Below are 18,489 nucleotides of genomic sequence, written 5' to 3' on the forward strand. Positions count from 1 at the left end.
CCACTGACTAACGCAGCGGAGGACTGATTCTTTTTTCTCCAATGAAAAATGCCTTAAAAAATAACGAAAATAGGAAGAAAAGCGAGAGCCCAATTAACGTAATTCCCAAGTTGACTTGTTGTCCCTTTAGATAATTGTTACAGAGACGAATGGGAGCATTGGCGTAAAGCCAGCCCATGACAAAAAGCATGGAAATTACATTTGCCCAGATAAATCCCTTGACTATAGGAGTAAGCCGCCCCCAGCTAAAAGCCAGGGGGAGACCAATCAATAAAGGTGCAGTCAAATACTTTGCCAATTCAAATGTAGTATTGTTAAGCGCTGCATCAAGGGATCGCGGCAGGAGCCAAAAGATGCTAGTAAATATAGCAATGAGCAGAACAGGAATTCCATTTTGGTTGTATTGAACTCCTTCCGGCTTCCATACATGTTTCCTGATCCCAGTTCCAAATAAATATCCAGTAAAAGCTAATAAAGGAATTTGAATAACCATTTGGCCAACCATAGTACTTTCAAGACCCGTTCTTACTTGTGGGATACTAAGGGCGGCAATAAGTATAAAGCAAATGAATACAATAGGTTTCATTCATTTCACCCTTACATTTAATTCCTCGACTACTTTGTCGGGAGAGCTATAATCATATATCTGGATTAAACTGCCTTTAGGGTCAATTAAATAAAATGCTGCATTATGTTCAAATCCATTTTCAAGCGGGATGACAATGACCCCTGCCTTTTTTAATAATAACTTCAGTTCCTTTTGGTCTGGAACCGTGGCTATTCTCCATTTAACTCCGTCTGCTTCATACAATTCGCGATGGTGTTCAAGCATTTCAGGTGTATCCCGCTTAGGATCAAAGCTAATGCTTAAAAAATCTAATTTGTCACGCAGGGTCCCTTTTGGAAGGCTTGAATAAATTTTATTAAAATTCATCTCCACTATGGGGCAAACATCTCCGCAGGTAGCATAAAAGAACGTAGCTAAAACGTATTTCCCTTGATATTCAGAAAGGGTAAAGGATTCTCCCTTACTGTCTTCAAAAGTTACATTAGGAACGATGGGACTTTCTTGCAACACATCGATTTTTCTTGCCTGTTCAGCTGTAAAGGCTCGAAAATGATCGGTATAGAAAAACAAAATTGCTGTGCCTAAGATTGTGAGCCCCATTGTCATGAAAATATATTTTTTATCCATGTGTCGAAGTCCCAATATCCTCAGTATTAGAAATATTTTTCCCAATCCTGCTGGAGTAGTTAATAAAACGGAAGAAAAATAATAAGAAAATGAAAGTTATGGCAAATCCGAAGAAAGCAGCAACAATATCTACAGGAGCCCATTCAGGAAGATGCTCAGCCCAACGTCTTGGGACACTTGTCTTTCCTGAATATAAGAATGAATAGGTTAGTCCAAGGAACGCCAAGAAATACATCCATAAGATGAAACGGTCAAACTTGCTATCTTCCCGACCGCCTTCCATCCTTGTCAGGTAGTACATGAATCCTAGAATCATTGCACAAACTCCCATCCCCATATACATATGGAAATGACCAGGTACCCATTTGGTGTTGTGCATCACTTGATTGATCACGATGGTGGCATCAACAATGGCCGGAATCACCCCAATCACCCAGCCAAACATTGAAAGGTAGAGGAAGGTTGAAGCCACGTCCCACTTAATTCCAGAACGATAGATAATCAACAATGCCCCAAATGCAGTAACAACCAGCACAGGGATTCCATTGATATAGGAAAGAACCTGCCCCAAAATCAGGACCCACTTTGGCATAGCAAAGTCCATCAAAAGGTGATGAGGATAGGCAGAAAGAGTTAAAATTGTTGAAAGGTTCCACGCAATTAAAAAGATTTTATTGGATTTCCAAGGCCTGCCCGTATACCGGGGGAGTAGCTCATAGACGGCAATAACCCCTATATAAATGGTAGAATTTGCAAGAACATGGCCAAAGGCAAAGGTTAAGTTTTTTGCAAGAAGGGGATCAATCGTAAAACTTGGTGCATAAAGGTTAATGAGGCTCATTAAAAGGATGGAAGCACCTGCAATCAGTGCCGTGATGTCAACTATACATACCATTGTAGCGGCAACAACCGTTGGAGGAGGACCAAAACCTTCTTTTTTCCCAAGAAGTTGCGGCCAGCCCAGCGTTGTGGAGAAGCTTCCATATTCCTTGATGATGGCACGTGCGGTTTCTAATAGAAAAATCAAAAACGAAGTTCCAATTACTAACATCCCGCTTAAATAAAGGGTAGCACCTGTTTTCCCCCACATTCCACCTGAAATGGCAGGCAAGGGATAAAGAAAGGTCCAGCCACCTGCAAAATCAAAGCCAAAGATTCCGACTAAAACCATGAAAACACCGATAAGGAAAAGGAAGATATATACATGAAACACAGATCTTTTTAATGGAACGTATTGGCTTAAGAAATACCACATGATGGAAGAGACAGCGAGTAGGGCAGCACCAATCATACCGGTTCCATGCAATGTCAAGACTTTATAGAATAGGATGGTGTCCAGCCTGATAAGCTCTCCTTGGGATAGGAGCATTAGAACACCAGCAATCATCATTAACAGTAAAACCGCACCACTAACGATAAGTGGAAACACAACACTTTTCTTTGTTTTTGGGTCGATTGCTATCCGTAACGTGTTTTTCATTTACTAACTCCCCCCATTATTCATTAACGATAATCTCTCGTTTCATAATGTGGTGGGCTGCACCACAATACTCCAAGCACAAAATTGAATAGGTTCCAGGTTTCGTAAATTGATAATACACAGTGTTTGTATATTGAGGCATGGCTTGAGTTTGAGCAACAATATTCATAGTATCATCGTATAAACCAAAGCCATGATTGACATCCTTGCTAGTGACATGAAAGGCAATGTAATCCCCAACTTTAAAAGAGTCCTTAGATATTTCGAACCCAAATTGCATTGCGGTAACATCCACGTCAATAGGAGTGCTTTTCGCCGCCGCCCGATGATAAGGCAGTTGTTTTAAGGTAAAATAGCTTGTAGTCAGCAACAAAAAACATACCAATATAAACCAAATATTGCGAATCAAGTATCCCTTTTTTTGAATCCCGGCATAATCGCTCTTTTTAGCAGACCGTGCGAAGACAAACAGGAAGACAAAAATAATAAAAAGGCTAAGAAGTAAGGTAATAACCCAGGCTGCTTGTTGATACATACTAATCCCCCTTTTTTGAAATCAATTCTTTTCTTCAAGGATGACTAAGCTTGTGTGCAGCAAAAAATTCTAGCCTAAAAGAATCATACAAAATAACCTTAGGAATTACTGTTAGAAAAATCACAATTATCTGAAAAATAAGGAGACGAATTTCCCTGTTAGTTAGTAGATGAAGGGGTGGATTGTTCCAGTGATTCTCTATAAGTTCTTTTCCTGTTTTGGTGCTGGAGAGTTAACCATGACGTGTGCAGAAGTTGTTTCTTTCTTGTTTACCAAATGAAGAGCTAAACCTGTAAAAACGAATCCACCAATAAAGTTTCCAATGGTTACAGGTATTTGATTCCATATCCACCAATCTCCTAGGGAGATATTGGCACCCATAAAAATGGCTGTTGGAATCACAAACATATTTACCACTGCGTGCTCAAAACCATGGGCAAAAAACAAAAAAATAGGAAGCCACATTGCTGCAATTTTTCCAATTGTAGAACTAGAGGTGAATGCCATAAATGCACCCAATGTTACCATCCAATTACATAAAATTGCTTTTGTTATAGAAATGATGATTCCTTCCACGCCAAGGCTTTTATACGCGAGGGTTTTTCCTTCCGCCACAGAAATGATCTTTTCAATCATTGGTCCTTCGGTAATATGTCCCAGTTTTGTTGCAGAGATATAAAATAATCCCCCATACAACAGGCTGCCTAAAAGATTTCCAACAAAAGCCCAAAAGAAGTTAACATAAACGCTTTTACCGGATGTAAACCCTCTCATTTTAGCAAGTGGTAGCATGGCAAAATTGCCGGTTACCAGTTCTAATCCTAATAACAAAATAAGGACAAATCCAACAGGAAAGATAAATGCACCAACAATCCCCAACTTGGTTTCGATTGAAGCGGTATAAGCGAGTGTCGTGGAGAAGCCCAAAAAGGCACCTGACAGGATCCCCTTGATTAAAATGTCTTTCACAGCCAAATTGGATTTATAGGCCCCTGTAGTTGCAACATCCTCCACCAACTGAACAGGTTTAATATAATCCAATCTCCATCCCTCCTTTTTCGTTTGATTTTTATTGTAAAGAGAGTAGTTTACCAAATCAATATTATTTTACAAAAAATTACAATTTACTCATTAACACAGTAATTATCGTAGAAATTCAGAAGATCTATTGCAAAATAAAATACTGCCAATCTACTTGAAATTAATCGCAGAATGCATGGTTTAAATGCTATATATCTTGATGATTTAAATAAATGGTTTTTATAATTTCGATAAGATTCTAGAAACTTAGGTTAGTGACAGTGGAATCGAACACGAAAAAGAAGACAACTCGCCCAAAGGGGGGAGTTGCCTTCTGTTGTTATATGTTCCTATTTTAAGTTACCTGGAACAGATTTCATAATTTTTCCAGTATTATTGTTGTTAACCGGAGATGTAGCTGGACGTAATATACGCATGTAACTCACCCCCTTTCACTATGGTTAAGTAGGTGTAAAATCCATTAGCAATATATGTTTTCTCTATCACAAACTATTTTTCCATATTAAGTTTAATGCTTTTTTAATGTTTCGTTTTTCATAAGGGCAAGGCCTCTCTCCAGTACGGATCCGATATAATGGACAATGATTGCCTTGGCATGCAGGACGGTAGAAGCAGGATTGGCAAACTGCATCTGTTTCCTCTCCTGAAGTTACCCAACTGGCAATTTTATCATAATCAAGTTCTAGACTACCATCTTCATGTATTTTTCCGACTTTATTAAATTCTTCATCAAGAGAGAGGGTACACTTGTACAATTGTCCATCAGAGCCGACTACTAATGAGTGTGGTTTTGCTGCATAGCAGACCGATGCAGATGGCATTAATGACTCTATTACCATGGGGCTCATACTTAATCCTTGTGTAATAGCTTCATCAGTTAGCTCCCAAATCTTTTTGTTAGACATGGTGCGGCTACATACAGGGAGGTCATCATCGTTTTTTCCACCCCATCTTCCAACAGGTCGATACATAATTCCAAAACGCCTATCATCTGCAAAATGTTCTTTTAAGAACCCAGTTAACTTGGATGCTTCCTGTAAATTACTTTCATCGAAATTTGTTCGAATGGTGATATCAAATGAATCTGGGACATCTTTAATTGCTATTAAATTATCGATAATTTTACCAAATGATTTACCACCACCTAATAAAGGTCTTCGATTATCGTGCACTTCCCCAATTCCATCAATCGTTATCATAAATTGATTAATATTCCAAGATAGCAATCTTTGAAAAACATCTTTTGTTAATAAATAACCATTTGTAACAAGGTCACAAGAGTATTGTATATTGTTTTCCTTTGCAATCGATAAAAAGTAATTGGAAAGTTCCTCAATGACATCTATTGCAACTAATGGTTCACCACCAAACCAACTAATATGTAGCCTCGATAAATTTCCTTTCTTTTCTTGTACGAATGCTTTAAGACCATTTATAATTTTGCGATTCATTTTTCCACGTTCAAACGTTTCATAACAATATGTACAACGGAAATTGCAGGCTTCAGTTGGTAAAAGTACAAGGTGCATTATATCTGTTCGGTGTAATGACTGATGAAGAAATTGTGCCCTTCTCTTTTCATCAACATCGCTAGAAACTAAAAAACCATTATTATATAAATCTTTTTGTATTTCGTTTTCTAAAATATCTATACCAGCTCTTTTTAAAGAATATAAGACAGCTTCTTTTTCTTCATCTGAAAAATAAGTAATGGCACCAGTATAACTATTAAAAATCACAACTCCATTGTCATCAGTATGTGATATAGCATTAAATCTAGATGGAACATATCTATTTTTGTCTTTCATACTTCCACAAACTTTCTTTGAATATAGTTTGATAGCCAAAAACTATTATAAGAATGTAAATAAAAATATTAAATGAGATAAATCACACACTCATAAGATAGACCTCCTTGTTCACAGCAGCGGATTTCCAACGATAAGGAGCGTTGTTTCAATAGGTATTTAACCCTTTCAGAAAATAAGGTATGATAGGAAATATTGTATAGAGGAAACCCATGCAAAATGAACTTGTGGAGGAAATGAATAGATGAGTAACTTACCTAGCTGTCCAAAGTGTCAATCGGAATATACTTATGAGGATGGAGCCCTTTTGATTTGCCCAATGTGTGGCAACGAATGGACTTTAGAATCAGAAGCAGAAAATAATGAGGATATAAAGATCATCAAAGATGCAAATGGAAATGTCTTGAATGATGGGGATACAGTAACCGTCATTAAAGATCTTAAAGTGAAAGGGAGTTCATCAGTCCTAAAACAAGGCACTAGGGTCAAAAGTATCCGGTTGGTAACTGGAGATCATGACATTGACTGTAAAATTGATGGTTTTGGAGCAATGAAATTAAAATCCGAATTTGTGAAAAAAGTATAAATACATTTATTGGTACTGTTTATTTCAAAGGAATTAAAGGTTGTTCCGTCTACGAAATAATAATGTATGGAAAAAAGAGGATCATCGGAATATCATTGATTGATATTCCATTTTTTTTTGGATTAATATTATTATTTTTAGCCTTTTTCTATAAATAGTAACGAAAGGTTCACAAAATACAGTATAAATTAAGATAAACTCATAGTAATATGTGAATAACTTCACATACTATAGCTTTTAATAGGAGTAGATGATGATGTCATATAGCAAACCGGAAAAAGCGATGGAGATCACCATAGCAAACGGAACGAAGAAGGTAAAATATTCATTCATGCAAACAATGATTTTAGGTTTTGAAGCAGGTGCTTTTATCGCACTTGGATATTTGCTTTTTATCCGTGTTACAGCAACACTTCCGACCAACTTGGAGGGACTCAGCAGCTTGATTGGGGCATCGGTATTCCCGATAGGCTTAATCCTAACATTACTTGCAGGCGGAGAATTATTAACAGGGAACATGATGGCCGTGCCGTTAGCGAGGATGGCAAACAAGATCCAAACAAAGCAGATTTTTTATAACTGGATTCTTGTTACAATTAGTAATTTTATCGGAGCCATTTTCGTAGCGTACTTTTTTGGACATCTTGTTGGGTTAACGGAAACTGCACCTTTTTTGGCAAAGACAGTGAGTATTGCGCAGCATAAACTGGACGCAACCTTCCTTCAAGCTTTTTTCTCCGGGATTGGCTGTAACTGGCTGGTTGCTTCAGCTGTGTGGCTTTCGTATGGGGCAGAAGATATGATGGGGAAAATTGCCGGTATTTGGTTCCCAACCATGGCGTTTGTAGCAATCGGATTTCAGCACGTTGTTGCCAACATGTTTGTCATCCCGGCCTGCATATTTGCAGGATACTTCACATGGATAGAATACCTTCATAATTTTATCCCTGTATTTTTAGGAAATGCGGTGGGTGGATCGGTTTTCATTGCCATGGCATACTGGCATGCATATAAGTGTACCATTTCGAAGGTTGAGAAGAAGAGTAAAGCCACAGCATAGCAATGGCGGAGCATTGAATTCTCCGTCCATTTTATTTCATGCCCGGTTTTTGCCAAGTTTTTATTAAAACGGGACATCCTCAAAATTATTTCGATTTGATAAATCGATTTCTAAGAGGAAATAATTAATTTATATTGAATTTAATAAAATGAATAGTAAAGCCTGAAGAGATGTAAAACGATTTTAATTCTAAAAAAGTATCATTCCTAAAACGAAAGGCTGATTGTAATGAATAAGGAAGAAAACCTCTCAATGAAAGACAAAGCAGTATCCTTCCTGCGATTCGTAGCATCAGGGAAAGTAGACGAAGCATACCGAAAATACATAGGCCCAAGCTTCTGCCACCACAATCCCTATTTCCGCGGCGATGTAGATTCTCTAAAGCTCGCAATGGAAGAGAATGCCGCTCAGAGCCCTAACAAAATCCTTGAGGTAAAGCATGCAATTGAAGAAGGAGAAATTGTTGCGGTTCATTCCCATATTAGACAAAAACCTGAGGACCTTGGAGCAGCGGTTATCCATATTTTTCGCTTCCATGATGGGCTAATTGTTGAATTATGGGATGTAGGTCAACCTATACCTGAGACTTCCCCCAACGAGTATGGCATGTTTTAGTGCTGCAAAAAGGGAATTTTGGAAAAATAATACTAAAGCCAAGTTGAGGAGGTCTTTATGCAAAAAATAGTTCCGCATTTATGGTATGACAAAGAAGCGAAAGAAGCTGCATTGTTTTATCTTAGTTTATTTGAAAAATCGAAACTATTAAATGTTAATGTTATTGAAAACACTCCCTCCGGTGATTCAGAGTTGGTAAGTTTTGAATTGGCCGGCCAAGAATTCAAAGCTATAAGCGCCGGTCCTTACTTCAAATTTAATCCATCCATTTCTTTAATGGTGGCCTGTGAGTCTGTAGAAGAAGTGAATGTCAAATGGAAAGCTTTATCAGAAGGCGGAAGCGAATTAATGCCGTTAGGTGAATATCCCTTCAGCAAATGGTATGGCTGGGTCCAGGACCGATATGGTTTGTCTTGGCAGTTGATGCTTATAGATAACGGTCAAGCTGTTCAGAAAATCACACCGAACTTACTTTTCTCCAGTGATTCATGTGGGAAGGCGGAAGAAGCAGTAGATTTCTATACGCAACTATTTAAGGATTCAGAAACAGGGATCATTAGTAAATATGGACCAGGAGAAGCAGCGTCATCAAAGGCAAGGGTGAACTATGCTAGTTTCAAACTCTGCGGGATGAGCTTTTCAGCAATGGACAATGGATTTGACGTTGATTACCATTTTAATGAAGCATTTTCGTTCATGATAAATTGTAAAGACCAGAAGGAGATTGACTATTATTGGGACAGGCTTTCTGCCGTACCTGAGGCAGAACAATGCGGATGGATAAAGGATAAATTCGGACTTTCATGGCAGATTGTCCCGGATAATATGGATGAAGTTCTCTATAAAGGTTCAAGGGATGAAAACCAAAGAATTACTCAAGCACTTTTTAAGATGAAAAAAATTGATATAGAAGCATTGGAAAATGCCCGTCTTGAAAAATGATAAAGGCGGTTTTAAAAGAAGGTATCTAAATAATTTTAAAAGGTTATTCTTATTTGTAAAATTCTTCAATAAGAATAACTCTTTACTTTTTTAAAAAAAGTACAAAGTTGATTTTATCAATATAAATATTTAACGGGGATACTTATATGTTTTTAATTTGAAATACAATAAAGTTGGTTAAAAGTATTTTGGTTTTGTAAGAGATACACAATAAATCTCAATTTAATCAAAATATTTTATAAGTAATGTTCAAAAGAACCTCATTTAGATACATCACGGAGAATCGTATCATAAGTAATTGAGGTTTTCTATGTAATGATAAATTTTATGTTGAAAGTGAGTTAATTAGCTATAAAGTGAAAGCCTAACTTCGTTTAGTTAGTCTTTTTTCATTGTATAATTGAATTAATTAACAGTTTATCAAAGGGGGATTTTATTGGAATAATTATTGTCATTACTAAACAAAAGCAATTTCTTTATACCATATAAATCATGGTTCATAGTTCTTAAATATTTCAACTTTCCCCCGATGTGCCCCGTAGTAATCGAATACCTAATATGACAAATATAAGACTGAAAAGTGCATTTTTAACAAAATTTACTTCAACGAAAATGTCATAGTATTGCTGGATATAGTCAGCTGCGTATTGAAATATCGTTAAACACCCTATTCCAATTAATACCCACCCAATCATGCCCTTATTAACAAGGGTTTAAAGTAAAAGTTTAATTTTGAATAAAGTATTATTAGATACAGGATCAGCTGGAACAATTTTAAATGCTGATGTGGTGGACGAAATTTGTGTGATCCCAGAAGAAAATGATACGGTCGATATCATTAGAGGAGTAGGCGGTGTAGAATGCGTATATGTAGAAAATTTTGAAAAATCTAAATTCAGAAATATAGAGAAGGATGACCAAAAGGTAATAAAATTGACGTTTGGTCATCCTTTTATTATTCAATCTTTCTTTATCCAAATAATAAGGCTGAATTGGTATAAACCTTGGTTAAAAGCCTTAGAGACAGAATGGTTCCGTTGCAGAAAAATACCACAGTGTCTCATCGCTGTGGTAGACCCTAATTTTATCATTCCTTATCTTTTGAAGAAATGGCTGTTTACAAGGCTACATAAAACTCTAGAGTGGCCGTGCATTCTGCCATGTTGAACCATCCCACAAATATATCTCGCCAAATCGATTTTTCGACTCCCCTACTTTCCAATTCTTGCCCATATCCCCCTTTAATAGTTCGATCGGGTAATACTTATCTTTCGTTTTACGCCACTTGCCCTTGATCAATTTGCCTGGGGTATTCCACACGTAAGTGCCATTACTTTGAACCATAAGTCCACCAGCCAAAGCGCCAATGCTTGATGTTGTAACATAATAATCCCCTATATCCTGAGTGTAGGTCGACCCTTGTATATACACTTGATAAGTATTGAACAGGTGAGAAACATCATCCGGATTAATGGTGAACTTGACCTTGCCCTTCCGCTTTTCTCCAGGTAGGGTCCATGTACCGCTCAAGTGATTCGCATCCGTCATTCTTACAGTAGTTTTATTGGAAGGGAGGTTCGTTATTCTGCCCCACTTATCAGTACTCTTCACTTGTCGGAATACAAGCGCATTACCCTTCAATTGACCTTTAATGGTATCAACAACACCTTCTATAGGCCACGTGTCCCATGTGATTCTTCCTTCGAATGTACCAGCTTTCTCATTATATTTATTAAAAGTAATAAAAAAGGTATAGCCAAGCGCTTTCCCGTCGTCAATACTTATTCCCATATTCTTTTTGCCTGATTTCAAGGCGGTCTTAATAGTATATTTGACGAGCGCTCCTTTCAAAAATTTCCCCGTCACCTTCTTTCCATTCGAATAATACAATTTACCGTTGCCATTGAATTTTCCATTCTTGAAATATCCGATATATTTTTTATACCCAGACCCCTTTGGAAAGGTTAGTGTTCCTTTTCCATTCGGAATTCCCTTCACAAGCTGACCAACATACACGGCTCCACTCTTGTATTTCACAGTACCTATATTGGTTGCTGCATCTGCTTTCGTGGAATTAGCGTTCCAGTACACTGGCGTTGAAAGCAACAATCCCAAAATAAGCAAAGTGTTAACAATGCGTTTCATTCCTATCACCCTCTCAGATTAATTAACGGACAGACCATAGGTTGCATTCCTATTAAACTATGGCCAGCAGGAGCAGCAAAAAGTTACCCTTTGAATTACTTTTTCCATGGGTATTTAGTCCGATTTTATGAATAAATCATCCCCTTTTTAGTAATATATTCCCAAAGATAACTATATACCTTATTATCTGAAGATTCAATTAAATTAAAAGGCGTTTTTGTGAATAATACAGTTTAAATAAGCTTCTATTGATACTTTTTCTAAAAATAGTAACGAAAGGTTCACAAAATACAATTAGGTTTTGAAGTTCAACGCTCCGGTCAAGGTGTAGATATAATTTTTAAGGATATGCTTTCTTTAGGGAAATCAGCTCCCGAATATAATTTATATTCCGAGGCAGTAAGTTTGACATTAAGAAGCAGTTTGGTAGATATAGAATTTTTAAAGTTCATTACTAAAGAAGGAAATAGCGGTGAGTTTTCAGTTTCAGAAATCTGTATTTTAAAATTCATTAAATCTAATAAAACTATCACCTTAAGTAAGGCTGCAGAGGTAGCACAAATTACAACCCAATCGGCAGTTAGAAGGTCAAAATAAATCCAGTAAATATAAATTAAAAAAATGAGCCGCAAATGAGCCAAACAAATAGGGGAGACTCATTTAGATTGGTCACGGTGAACCGTACCATAAGTAAAGGAGGTTTCCTTTTATAAATTTTTCTATTCATGAGGAAAAAATCAGTTTGGAAAATGGATTGTCGTGCTTTATAAAGCGCGACTACTTTCATTTTCGAGGAAGTTTTTTCCTCGATTTATTCCAATGAACATAGGCACGTTAAGTTCACGTTTCGGACACTTTTGTTGCTAGAGCAGGGGGATGAGAGGAGATTGTTTATCGCCCCGAAATCAGTCGTTCAATTACTTCCTTCTCTTCAACTGACAGTATGTTCTCTGCCAACGGAAACAGCATTTTTTCTTCCTTAGCGAAGTGTTGTGTTAAGGTTGCAAGTGCTTGGACGGCGTATACGGTAATCGATTGTGCATCGTTTTCATCAATGGCAGCTCCCGCCCGGTCAGCTTCAGTTAGAAAATCCTGTAGATGCTGCTCCGCCTTCGCATGTTCATATTCCATCACTTCGATTGTTCTGTCATTCTCTCCGAGACGGCGGGCCATCATAGGGAACAACCCTTCTTCCTCCCGTTTGGAATGTGCCTTCAGCTTATTATTGAAAGCCGAAATCTGCTCGTACAATTTCGAAAACAGTTGAACCACAACAAGGCCCGAGTCGTATTCTATCTCTTCCGTAATCTCATAGATTCGATCCATATCTGCCCGGAGCGAGATATGCTCGTCCTTTAATTGTTGCAGTGGAGCACTTAATATAACTTTCGAGGCATCCATCGTCAAATCACTCCCATCCTTCCTCACCATTCATCCGTGATTCTTATCGTCCCATGATAGCTTCGGTCAAATCTTATTACTCTTCTTAAAGAATACGCCAAAAGTGTCGGAAATTTTGTGATAACAATCACACAAAAATCAATGGGTAAAATTTAGAGGAATACTTTAGATATATTTAAAATCAATTTAAAGGGAAAATCCATTCATTTTAGCGAATATTATGGTTATAATTTCCGTTTATTTTTAAAAAAGAAAGGGTTTACAGCATGATCATAAATGGAGTAAAATGAAACTGCTTGTTGGATGTCTGACATCTAACCTTCAAAGGAAATCTTCAACATCTGCTTATTATCAATCAGCAAAAGGATGGCCTGCCGGTCAGCCTGACTGCTTTACAGTTTAATAATTAGTCAGGAAGGAAGAATAAAGATATGGATATCCAAACATTAATTGACCAAGCAATAGAAGCCCGGAAAAAGGCTTATACCCCCTATTCAAATTTTCAGGTGGGTGCGGCCATATTAACAAAAAACAACCAAGTTTTTCTTGGATGCAATATTGAAAACGCCTCCTATGGATTAACCAATTGTGCAGAAAGGACCGCCATTTTTAAAGCGGTTTCCGAAGGAGAGAAAGAAATTGAGGCAATCGTAGTTATTGGGGATACTGATGGCCCTATTTCACCGTGTGGTGCCTGCCGCCAAGTTATGGCTGAGTTTTGTGATGAAAACACCAAAATTATCTTAACCAATTTAAAAGGAGAAATTGAAGAGATAACAATAAATGAATTACTTCCTGGATTTTTTTCTTCAAAGGATTTAGCAAATTAAATTTCTTTATTCTGAAAGCGAATACAGCAACTTAGAAAGTTTATACCAACTGGAGGACTAACGATGAAATATATCATTGCAATCATCGGACTGCTTGTTGTTTTTGGACTTGCTTACCTGGCAAGCAACAATCGGAAAGAGATTAAAATAAAACCAATTATTCTTATGATTATTATTCAAATCATATTAGCAGCATTATTATTGAATACCACATTAGGCCTGGATTTAGTCAAAGGATTTGCTGGCGTCTTCAATAAATTATTGGAATATGCTGGTGCCGGGGTATCCTTTGTGTTTGGAGGAATCGCCAATAAGGGAGAATCATCTTTCTTCCTGAACGTCTTACTGCCAATTGTGTTTATTTCCGTGTTAATTGGAATCTTTCAGTACCTTAAAATCCTACCATTCATTATGAAAGCCATTGGGTTATTGCTTAGCAAAGTGAACGGTATGGGGAAATTGGAATCCTATAACGCAGTTGCTTCGGCCATGATTGGTCAATCCGAAGTATTTATTACGGTGAAAAAGCAACTTGGCCTGCTGCCTGCACATCGTTTATATACTCTTTGTGCATCGGCCATGTCAACCGTATCCATGTCGATTGTAGGTGCATATATGACCATGATTCAACCCGAATATGTGGTCACGGCACTTGTCCTTAATTTATTTGGCGGATTTATCATCTCCTCCATCGTTAACCCATATAGGGTGGAGCCAAATGAGGATATTCTTGATATCCAAGATGTAGAAAAGCAGAGCTTTTTTGAAATGTTAGGTGAATACATTCTTGATGGTTTTAAAGTAGCTGTGATTGTCGGTGCCATGTTAATTGGATTTGTTGCCTTAATGGCTGCCATTAATAATATTTTTGATTTAATTTTCCACATTACATTCCAGCAGATTTTAGGGTATATCTTTTCGCCTATTGCGTTTATCATGGGAATTCCTTTTTCAGAAGCTGTACAAGCAGGCGGTATTATGGCCGAAAAGCTTGTAACGAATGAATTTGTGGCCATGTTAGACTTATCAAAGGTTTCTAAATCGTTCAGCCCACGTACATTAGGAATTATTTCCGTTTTCCTTGTTTCATTTGCCAACTTCTCCTCTATCGGGATTATTGCGGGAGCAGTTAAAAGTCTTAATGAAAAAAAAGGAAACGTTGTTGCCAAATTTGGTTTAAAACTTTTATATGGAGCCACTTTAGTAAGTGTATTATCAGCTGTGATTGTAAGTATTGTTTTATAATTTGTTGAAAAGGCAATTTTTCATCTATTAAGGATGGGGAACTGCTTTTTCTTCTTTTGAAGGGGGGAAAGGTTGTGAAAAAATCTTTTCACAACAAAGGATATGAGTTTCGTTGGTTTATTTCTTTCAGGTGCTGTTTTATTTCTTAATAGTTTGATGTTAATAGGAAAAGCTGAAGCAAAAAGTGTCGGGATATTTAATCTTTTTGTAGGAATCCTTCAGCTGATTATTCCGTTTTATCTAATAATCGTATCAGATCAACATCATTGGGAACTATATAATGATGCGTCTATCTTTTTATTTGGTTTAACTTATTTATATGTTGGGGTCACCGCATTAATGGGGCTTGATAGCAGAGGTCTTGGCTGGTTTTGTTTATGGGTAGCTATAATCGCTGTCGTCTATACGTTTACATCCATCATACACTTCCATGATACGGTCAATGCCCTAACATGGGGTATGTGGGCTTTTCTATGGTTTTTATTCTTTTTATCCAATTCACTCCACAAGAATATTGACTATTATCTTGGGGCAGTTGCTTTTATTCAATCATGGGTAACCTTAACGATCCCGTCTTTATTGTATTTTTTAGGTGTCTGGAATACTCCTGTTGTCAAGCAAATATGGAGTTGTGTTTTAATCGCTTCTCTTGTTTATTTTGGTATAAGTTTGTTTAAATTAAGGCTTTTTATGCCCCAATCTAGAAAAACAATAAAATATCAGAGTACCCGAGGCTGAATTCAGAGGAATTTTTCTTAGAAAAGGCTCTCAATATGATGGTGAAGGTGTAACAGATGTGGTTTTTAACTATCTGATACAAAAATATTTTTAAAGACCAAATCGCAAATGATTTGGTCTTTAAATGCTATTTACAAAGTTAATTTATTTTTACTTTTTCATGATTTCTCGTAACCGTAAATATTCCTCTTCGCTGATTTCACCGCGAGCAAGCCTCTGCATCAGAATGGTTTCCGCATCGTACTTGCCTTGAAAATGCCCCGGTCCTAAGCACCATGAGCCGTAACGCCTAAACAGAATAAGGCGAATAACCAAGAATACAAATAAGGGAATCAAAAAAAACAGTCCAAATGGAAAAAATCCATGATGTCCCCACCACATATTTTAAACCTCCTTTAGTAAATGAATTATTTAGTAACTGAAACCGTCTGTTCATCAGTACAGGATAAGAATAACCAGAAAATGTCTCAAACCAGATTGATAATTGTCTCAAAATCATCAACAACCGATTACAACTCAGGAACAATATCTTTTCTTCATTCCCTTGAGTGGTAAACTAAATTTAAACATAGATGATTGTCATGATGCGATGCGAATGCAGATGAATAGGAGGTTATTTGTGTTGAAGCTGGCACAAACCGTTTTGGTAGTAGACGATGATAAAAGTATTGTTGATTTGCTGTATGACTTTTTAGACAATGATGGGTTTCATGTGGAAACGGCGTATGATGCCGTTCAGGCATTGTCCGTATTACAAACTAAATCAGTTGATTGCATCGTTCTCGATATTATGATGCCGGGGCAAACTGGATTTGATTTGTGCCGCAGGATCAGAACCACGAGTGATGTACCTATTCTTTTTCTAAGTGCCCGGGATGATGATGTGAACAAGATTCGAGGTCTTGGATTGGGGGCCGATGATTATATAGTAAAGACCGCTTCTCCAGCCGAATTAGTGGCAAGAGTCAAAGCTGTGTTACGCAGGTACGGTGCTCAGCAAAGTACTCGTAAAACGGTCTTGAATTATGGAAGATTAGAGCTGGATTTGTCAGCAAGAGAAGTAAGGATTGACGGACAGGAAATATCGGTTACACCAAGAGAATATGATTTGCTGCTTTTGTTTGCTGAACATCCTCGTCAAGTCTTTACTTATGACCATTTACTTGAAACCTTTTGGGGCGGTGTGGGCGACAAACATACGGTCAGAGTTCATATTTCCCGCATAAGAGAGAAAATGGAAGCCGATCCCAATACTCCTCAATATATCGTAAATGTATGGGGAGTAGGGTACCGCTTTGAAGGGGTACCGAAATGAGAACCCTTAGAATTCGCAAGTTCATGGTCATTGGAATGGTTTCCGTTGTTATTTTTCCATGGATCATTTATTTTTTTGCTCACTTTTATAATGGAACACCGTTTCAAAATGGGTCTCAACCAGTTCAGGAAAAGTTAAATGAAACCCTAGATATGATTATCATCCATTCAAGCAAGTGGGAAAGTCCTCAATGGCAAAAAAAATTACAGAGTCAGCTATTAAAGGAAAATATTCACGCTGAAATCCTTTCGCCATCCAATCGTCCCATTTTCAAGTCTAGAATTTGGCGCAGTAATCCATGGATTTCAAATCAACAATTTACTGTCATTGAGAACGGAAAAGTCGTGGGAACGGTTAGGCTATATTCTCAAACGAAAAGTGACATTTTTGCACGTATTTTAGCCGTAACAACCATGATTCTTGCCATTTTCTTTGTCGGCTATAAAATGCAAAGGTATATTGTAAAGCCGCTCGAGGCCATGAGTGGAACAGCACGGCAGATTGCAGAAGGGGATCTTGATTTAAATTTGCCCGTTTCCCGTGTTACTGAAATAGCTCAAGTACGGAGTGGGTTTGAAGTGATGGTAGCAGGTCTCCGGGAAGCCTTTGAAAAACAGGCCAAGCTGGAGGAAGAACGGCGGTTTTTCATTGGAGCAATTGCCCATGACCTGCGGACACCATTGTTTGCCCTAAGAGGGTATCTGGATGGCTTGGAGCAAGGAATTGCAGCTTCACCGGAAAAAATTGCGAAATATGTGTCGGTATGTAAAGATAAATCCAATCAACTTGAACGACTCGTAGCCGATCTTTTTGCCTTTACCAAACTTGAATATATGGAGCAGACTCTGCATCGGGAAAAGATCGACATTGAACCTATTTTGAAAAGTTCAATTGAAAGTTTGAAGCCTCTGGCTGATGATAAAGGTGTTTCCGTTGAAACGGAGTTTCCTGCTAATGATTGTGAAATGACAGGGGATTCGCATTTATTGGAACGTGCTATCAACAATTTGTTAGATAATGCACTAAGACACACGCCCAATAGCAGCAAGATTTTTGTAAATTGGTATAAAGAGCCAGGGAAGGTAACTATTACGGTCAGAGATTTGGGTCCAGGATTTTCGCAGGATGACCTTAAACATGTGTTCGAACCATTGTACAGAGGCGAAGTATCTAGAAATCGCGCAACCGGTGGAGCAGGACTTGGACTAACCATTGCCAGACGCATTTTCAAAGCCCACGGTGGAGAACTTTCTGCCGCGAATCATCCCGATGGTGGCGCCGTCCTTACCGGCTGGATACTCAAGTGAAATAAAGGGAACGAAACTAAAAGAGAGGTAAGTGAATTCCGTGGAGGGAAGTTAAACCAGTAATAATTGGATTAAAATAATTTTCTTGGTACTATCCCAACTGTTTTTCATTTGTATAATTATTCAAATTATGGCTGGGGATAATTCGTTTAAGAATTATCCTTTTTTTTCGCCTAAAGGCCCGTTTACATGGAAGGTATGTTGTATTGAATTTTTATTTTATCAAGTTTATCATTGATTCGTAGG

19 protein-coding genes are annotated in these 18,489 nt (G+C 37.6%); 10 read left to right on the forward strand and 9 right to left on the reverse strand.

What is annotated here, in order from left to right; translation table 11 throughout:
• Positions 1 to 7 precede the first annotated feature (7 nt).
• The 6 genes from J2Y67_RS12225 to J2Y67_RS12250 all read right to left on the reverse strand — a co-directional run bounded on the left by J2Y67_RS12225 (position 8) and on the right by J2Y67_RS12250 (position 6,059).
• Positions 8 to 586: a hypothetical protein gene (locus tag J2Y67_RS12225; protein WP_310174345.1), complete on the reverse strand. Its 579-nt coding sequence runs from the start codon at positions 584 to 586 to the stop codon at positions 8 to 10.
• The gene (locus J2Y67_RS12230; protein ID WP_310174346.1) at positions 587 to 1,195 is read right to left on the reverse strand and encodes an SCO family protein; all 609 of its coding nucleotides are present in this window, start codon (positions 1,193 to 1,195) and stop codon (positions 587 to 589) included.
• Positions 1,188 to 2,675, reverse strand: coding sequence for a cbb3-type cytochrome c oxidase subunit I (locus J2Y67_RS12235; RefSeq protein ID WP_310174348.1), 1,488 nt, complete (start codon positions 2,673 to 2,675; stop codon positions 1,188 to 1,190). The genes J2Y67_RS12230 and J2Y67_RS12235 overlap by 8 nt, the downstream gene beginning before the upstream one ends.
• 16 nt (positions 2,676 to 2,691) lie before the next feature.
• Entirely contained in the window at positions 2,692 to 3,210 is a 519-nt protein-coding gene (locus tag J2Y67_RS12240; protein ID WP_310174350.1) for a cupredoxin domain-containing protein, read from the reverse strand.
• A gap of 198 nt (positions 3,211 to 3,408) precedes the next feature.
• A complete protein-coding gene (locus J2Y67_RS12245) occupies positions 3,409 to 4,251 on the reverse strand; it encodes a formate/nitrite transporter family protein (protein ID WP_310174352.1) in 843 nt (280 codons plus the stop codon).
• A gap of 482 nt (positions 4,252 to 4,733) precedes the next feature.
• A complete protein-coding gene (locus J2Y67_RS12250; protein ID WP_310174451.1) occupies positions 4,734 to 6,059 on the reverse strand; it encodes a radical SAM/SPASM domain-containing protein in 1,326 nt (441 codons plus the stop codon).
• Between the two features lie 244 nt (positions 6,060 to 6,303).
• Between J2Y67_RS12250 and J2Y67_RS12255 the strand changes: the two genes are divergently transcribed.
• From J2Y67_RS12255 to J2Y67_RS12275, 5 genes are all read left to right on the forward strand, one after another.
• Entirely contained in the window at positions 6,304 to 6,645 is a 342-nt protein-coding gene (locus J2Y67_RS12255; protein ID WP_310174354.1) for a zinc ribbon domain-containing protein YjdM, read from the forward strand.
• A 256-nt stretch (positions 6,646 to 6,901) separates the two neighbouring features.
• On the forward strand, positions 6,902 to 7,705 hold the full coding sequence (locus tag J2Y67_RS12260; RefSeq protein ID WP_310174356.1) for a formate/nitrite transporter family protein: 804 nt from the start codon (positions 6,902 to 6,904) through the stop codon (positions 7,703 to 7,705).
• A gap of 252 nt (positions 7,706 to 7,957) precedes the next feature.
• The gene (locus J2Y67_RS12265; RefSeq protein WP_396954073.1) at positions 7,958 to 8,320 is read left to right on the forward strand and encodes a nuclear transport factor 2 family protein; all 363 of its coding nucleotides are present in this window, start codon (positions 7,958 to 7,960) and stop codon (positions 8,318 to 8,320) included.
• A 57-nt stretch (positions 8,321 to 8,377) separates the two neighbouring features.
• Positions 8,378 to 9,262 (forward strand): VOC family protein, encoded by an 885-nt coding sequence (locus tag J2Y67_RS12270; protein WP_310174360.1) that lies wholly within the window; start codon positions 8,378 to 8,380, stop codon positions 9,260 to 9,262.
• A 732-nt stretch (positions 9,263 to 9,994) separates the two neighbouring features.
• Complete coding sequence (locus J2Y67_RS12275; protein WP_310174362.1) at positions 9,995 to 10,429, forward strand: hypothetical protein; 435 nt, start codon at positions 9,995 to 9,997, stop codon at positions 10,427 to 10,429.
• Here J2Y67_RS12275 and J2Y67_RS12280 read toward each other — a convergent pair.
• On the reverse strand, positions 10,400 to 11,407 hold the full coding sequence (locus J2Y67_RS12280; protein ID WP_310174364.1) for an MORN repeat-containing protein: 1,008 nt from the start codon (positions 11,405 to 11,407) through the stop codon (positions 10,400 to 10,402). The genes J2Y67_RS12275 and J2Y67_RS12280 overlap by 30 nt on opposite strands.
• A gap of 891 nt (positions 11,408 to 12,298) precedes the next feature.
• Positions 12,299 to 12,808, reverse strand: a complete 510-nt coding sequence (locus tag J2Y67_RS12285) for a hemerythrin domain-containing protein (protein WP_310174366.1) — start codon at positions 12,806 to 12,808, stop codon at positions 12,299 to 12,301.
• Positions 12,809 to 13,239: 431 nt separating this feature from the next.
• Here J2Y67_RS12285 and J2Y67_RS12290 point away from each other — a divergent pair, with 431 nt between their 5' ends.
• From J2Y67_RS12290 to J2Y67_RS12300, 3 genes are all read left to right on the forward strand, one after another.
• Positions 13,240 to 13,638 (forward strand): cytidine deaminase, encoded by a 399-nt coding sequence (locus J2Y67_RS12290; protein ID WP_310174367.1) that lies wholly within the window; start codon positions 13,240 to 13,242, stop codon positions 13,636 to 13,638.
• 63 nt (positions 13,639 to 13,701) lie between these two features.
• Positions 13,702 to 14,883: a NupC/NupG family nucleoside CNT transporter gene (locus J2Y67_RS12295; RefSeq protein ID WP_310174369.1), complete on the forward strand. Its 1,182-nt coding sequence runs from the start codon at positions 13,702 to 13,704 to the stop codon at positions 14,881 to 14,883.
• Positions 14,884 to 14,985: 102 nt separating this feature from the next.
• Positions 14,986 to 15,621: an AmiS/UreI family transporter gene (locus tag J2Y67_RS12300; RefSeq protein WP_310174371.1), complete on the forward strand. Its 636-nt coding sequence runs from the start codon at positions 14,986 to 14,988 to the stop codon at positions 15,619 to 15,621.
• Positions 15,622 to 15,771: 150 nt separating this feature from the next.
• Here the strand turns inward: J2Y67_RS12300 and J2Y67_RS12305 are convergent, their stop codons facing one another.
• On the reverse strand, positions 15,772 to 16,002 hold the full coding sequence (locus J2Y67_RS12305; RefSeq protein WP_310174373.1) for an SHOCT domain-containing protein: 231 nt from the start codon (positions 16,000 to 16,002) through the stop codon (positions 15,772 to 15,774).
• Positions 16,003 to 16,243: 241 nt separating this feature from the next.
• Between J2Y67_RS12305 and J2Y67_RS12310 the strand changes: the two genes are divergently transcribed.
• Positions 16,244 to 16,936: a response regulator transcription factor gene (locus J2Y67_RS12310; protein ID WP_310174453.1), complete on the forward strand. Its 693-nt coding sequence runs from the start codon at positions 16,244 to 16,246 to the stop codon at positions 16,934 to 16,936.
• Complete coding sequence (locus J2Y67_RS12315) at positions 16,933 to 18,243, forward strand: sensor histidine kinase (protein WP_310174374.1); 1,311 nt, start codon at positions 16,933 to 16,935, stop codon at positions 18,241 to 18,243. Before J2Y67_RS12310 ends, J2Y67_RS12315 begins: the two co-directional genes overlap by 4 nt.
• The last annotated feature ends 246 nt before the right edge of the window (positions 18,244 to 18,489 follow it).

Source organism: Neobacillus niacini (genome assembly GCF_031456445.1).
GTDB lineage: Bacteria > Bacillota > Bacilli > Bacillales > Cytobacillaceae > Neobacillus > Neobacillus niacini_I.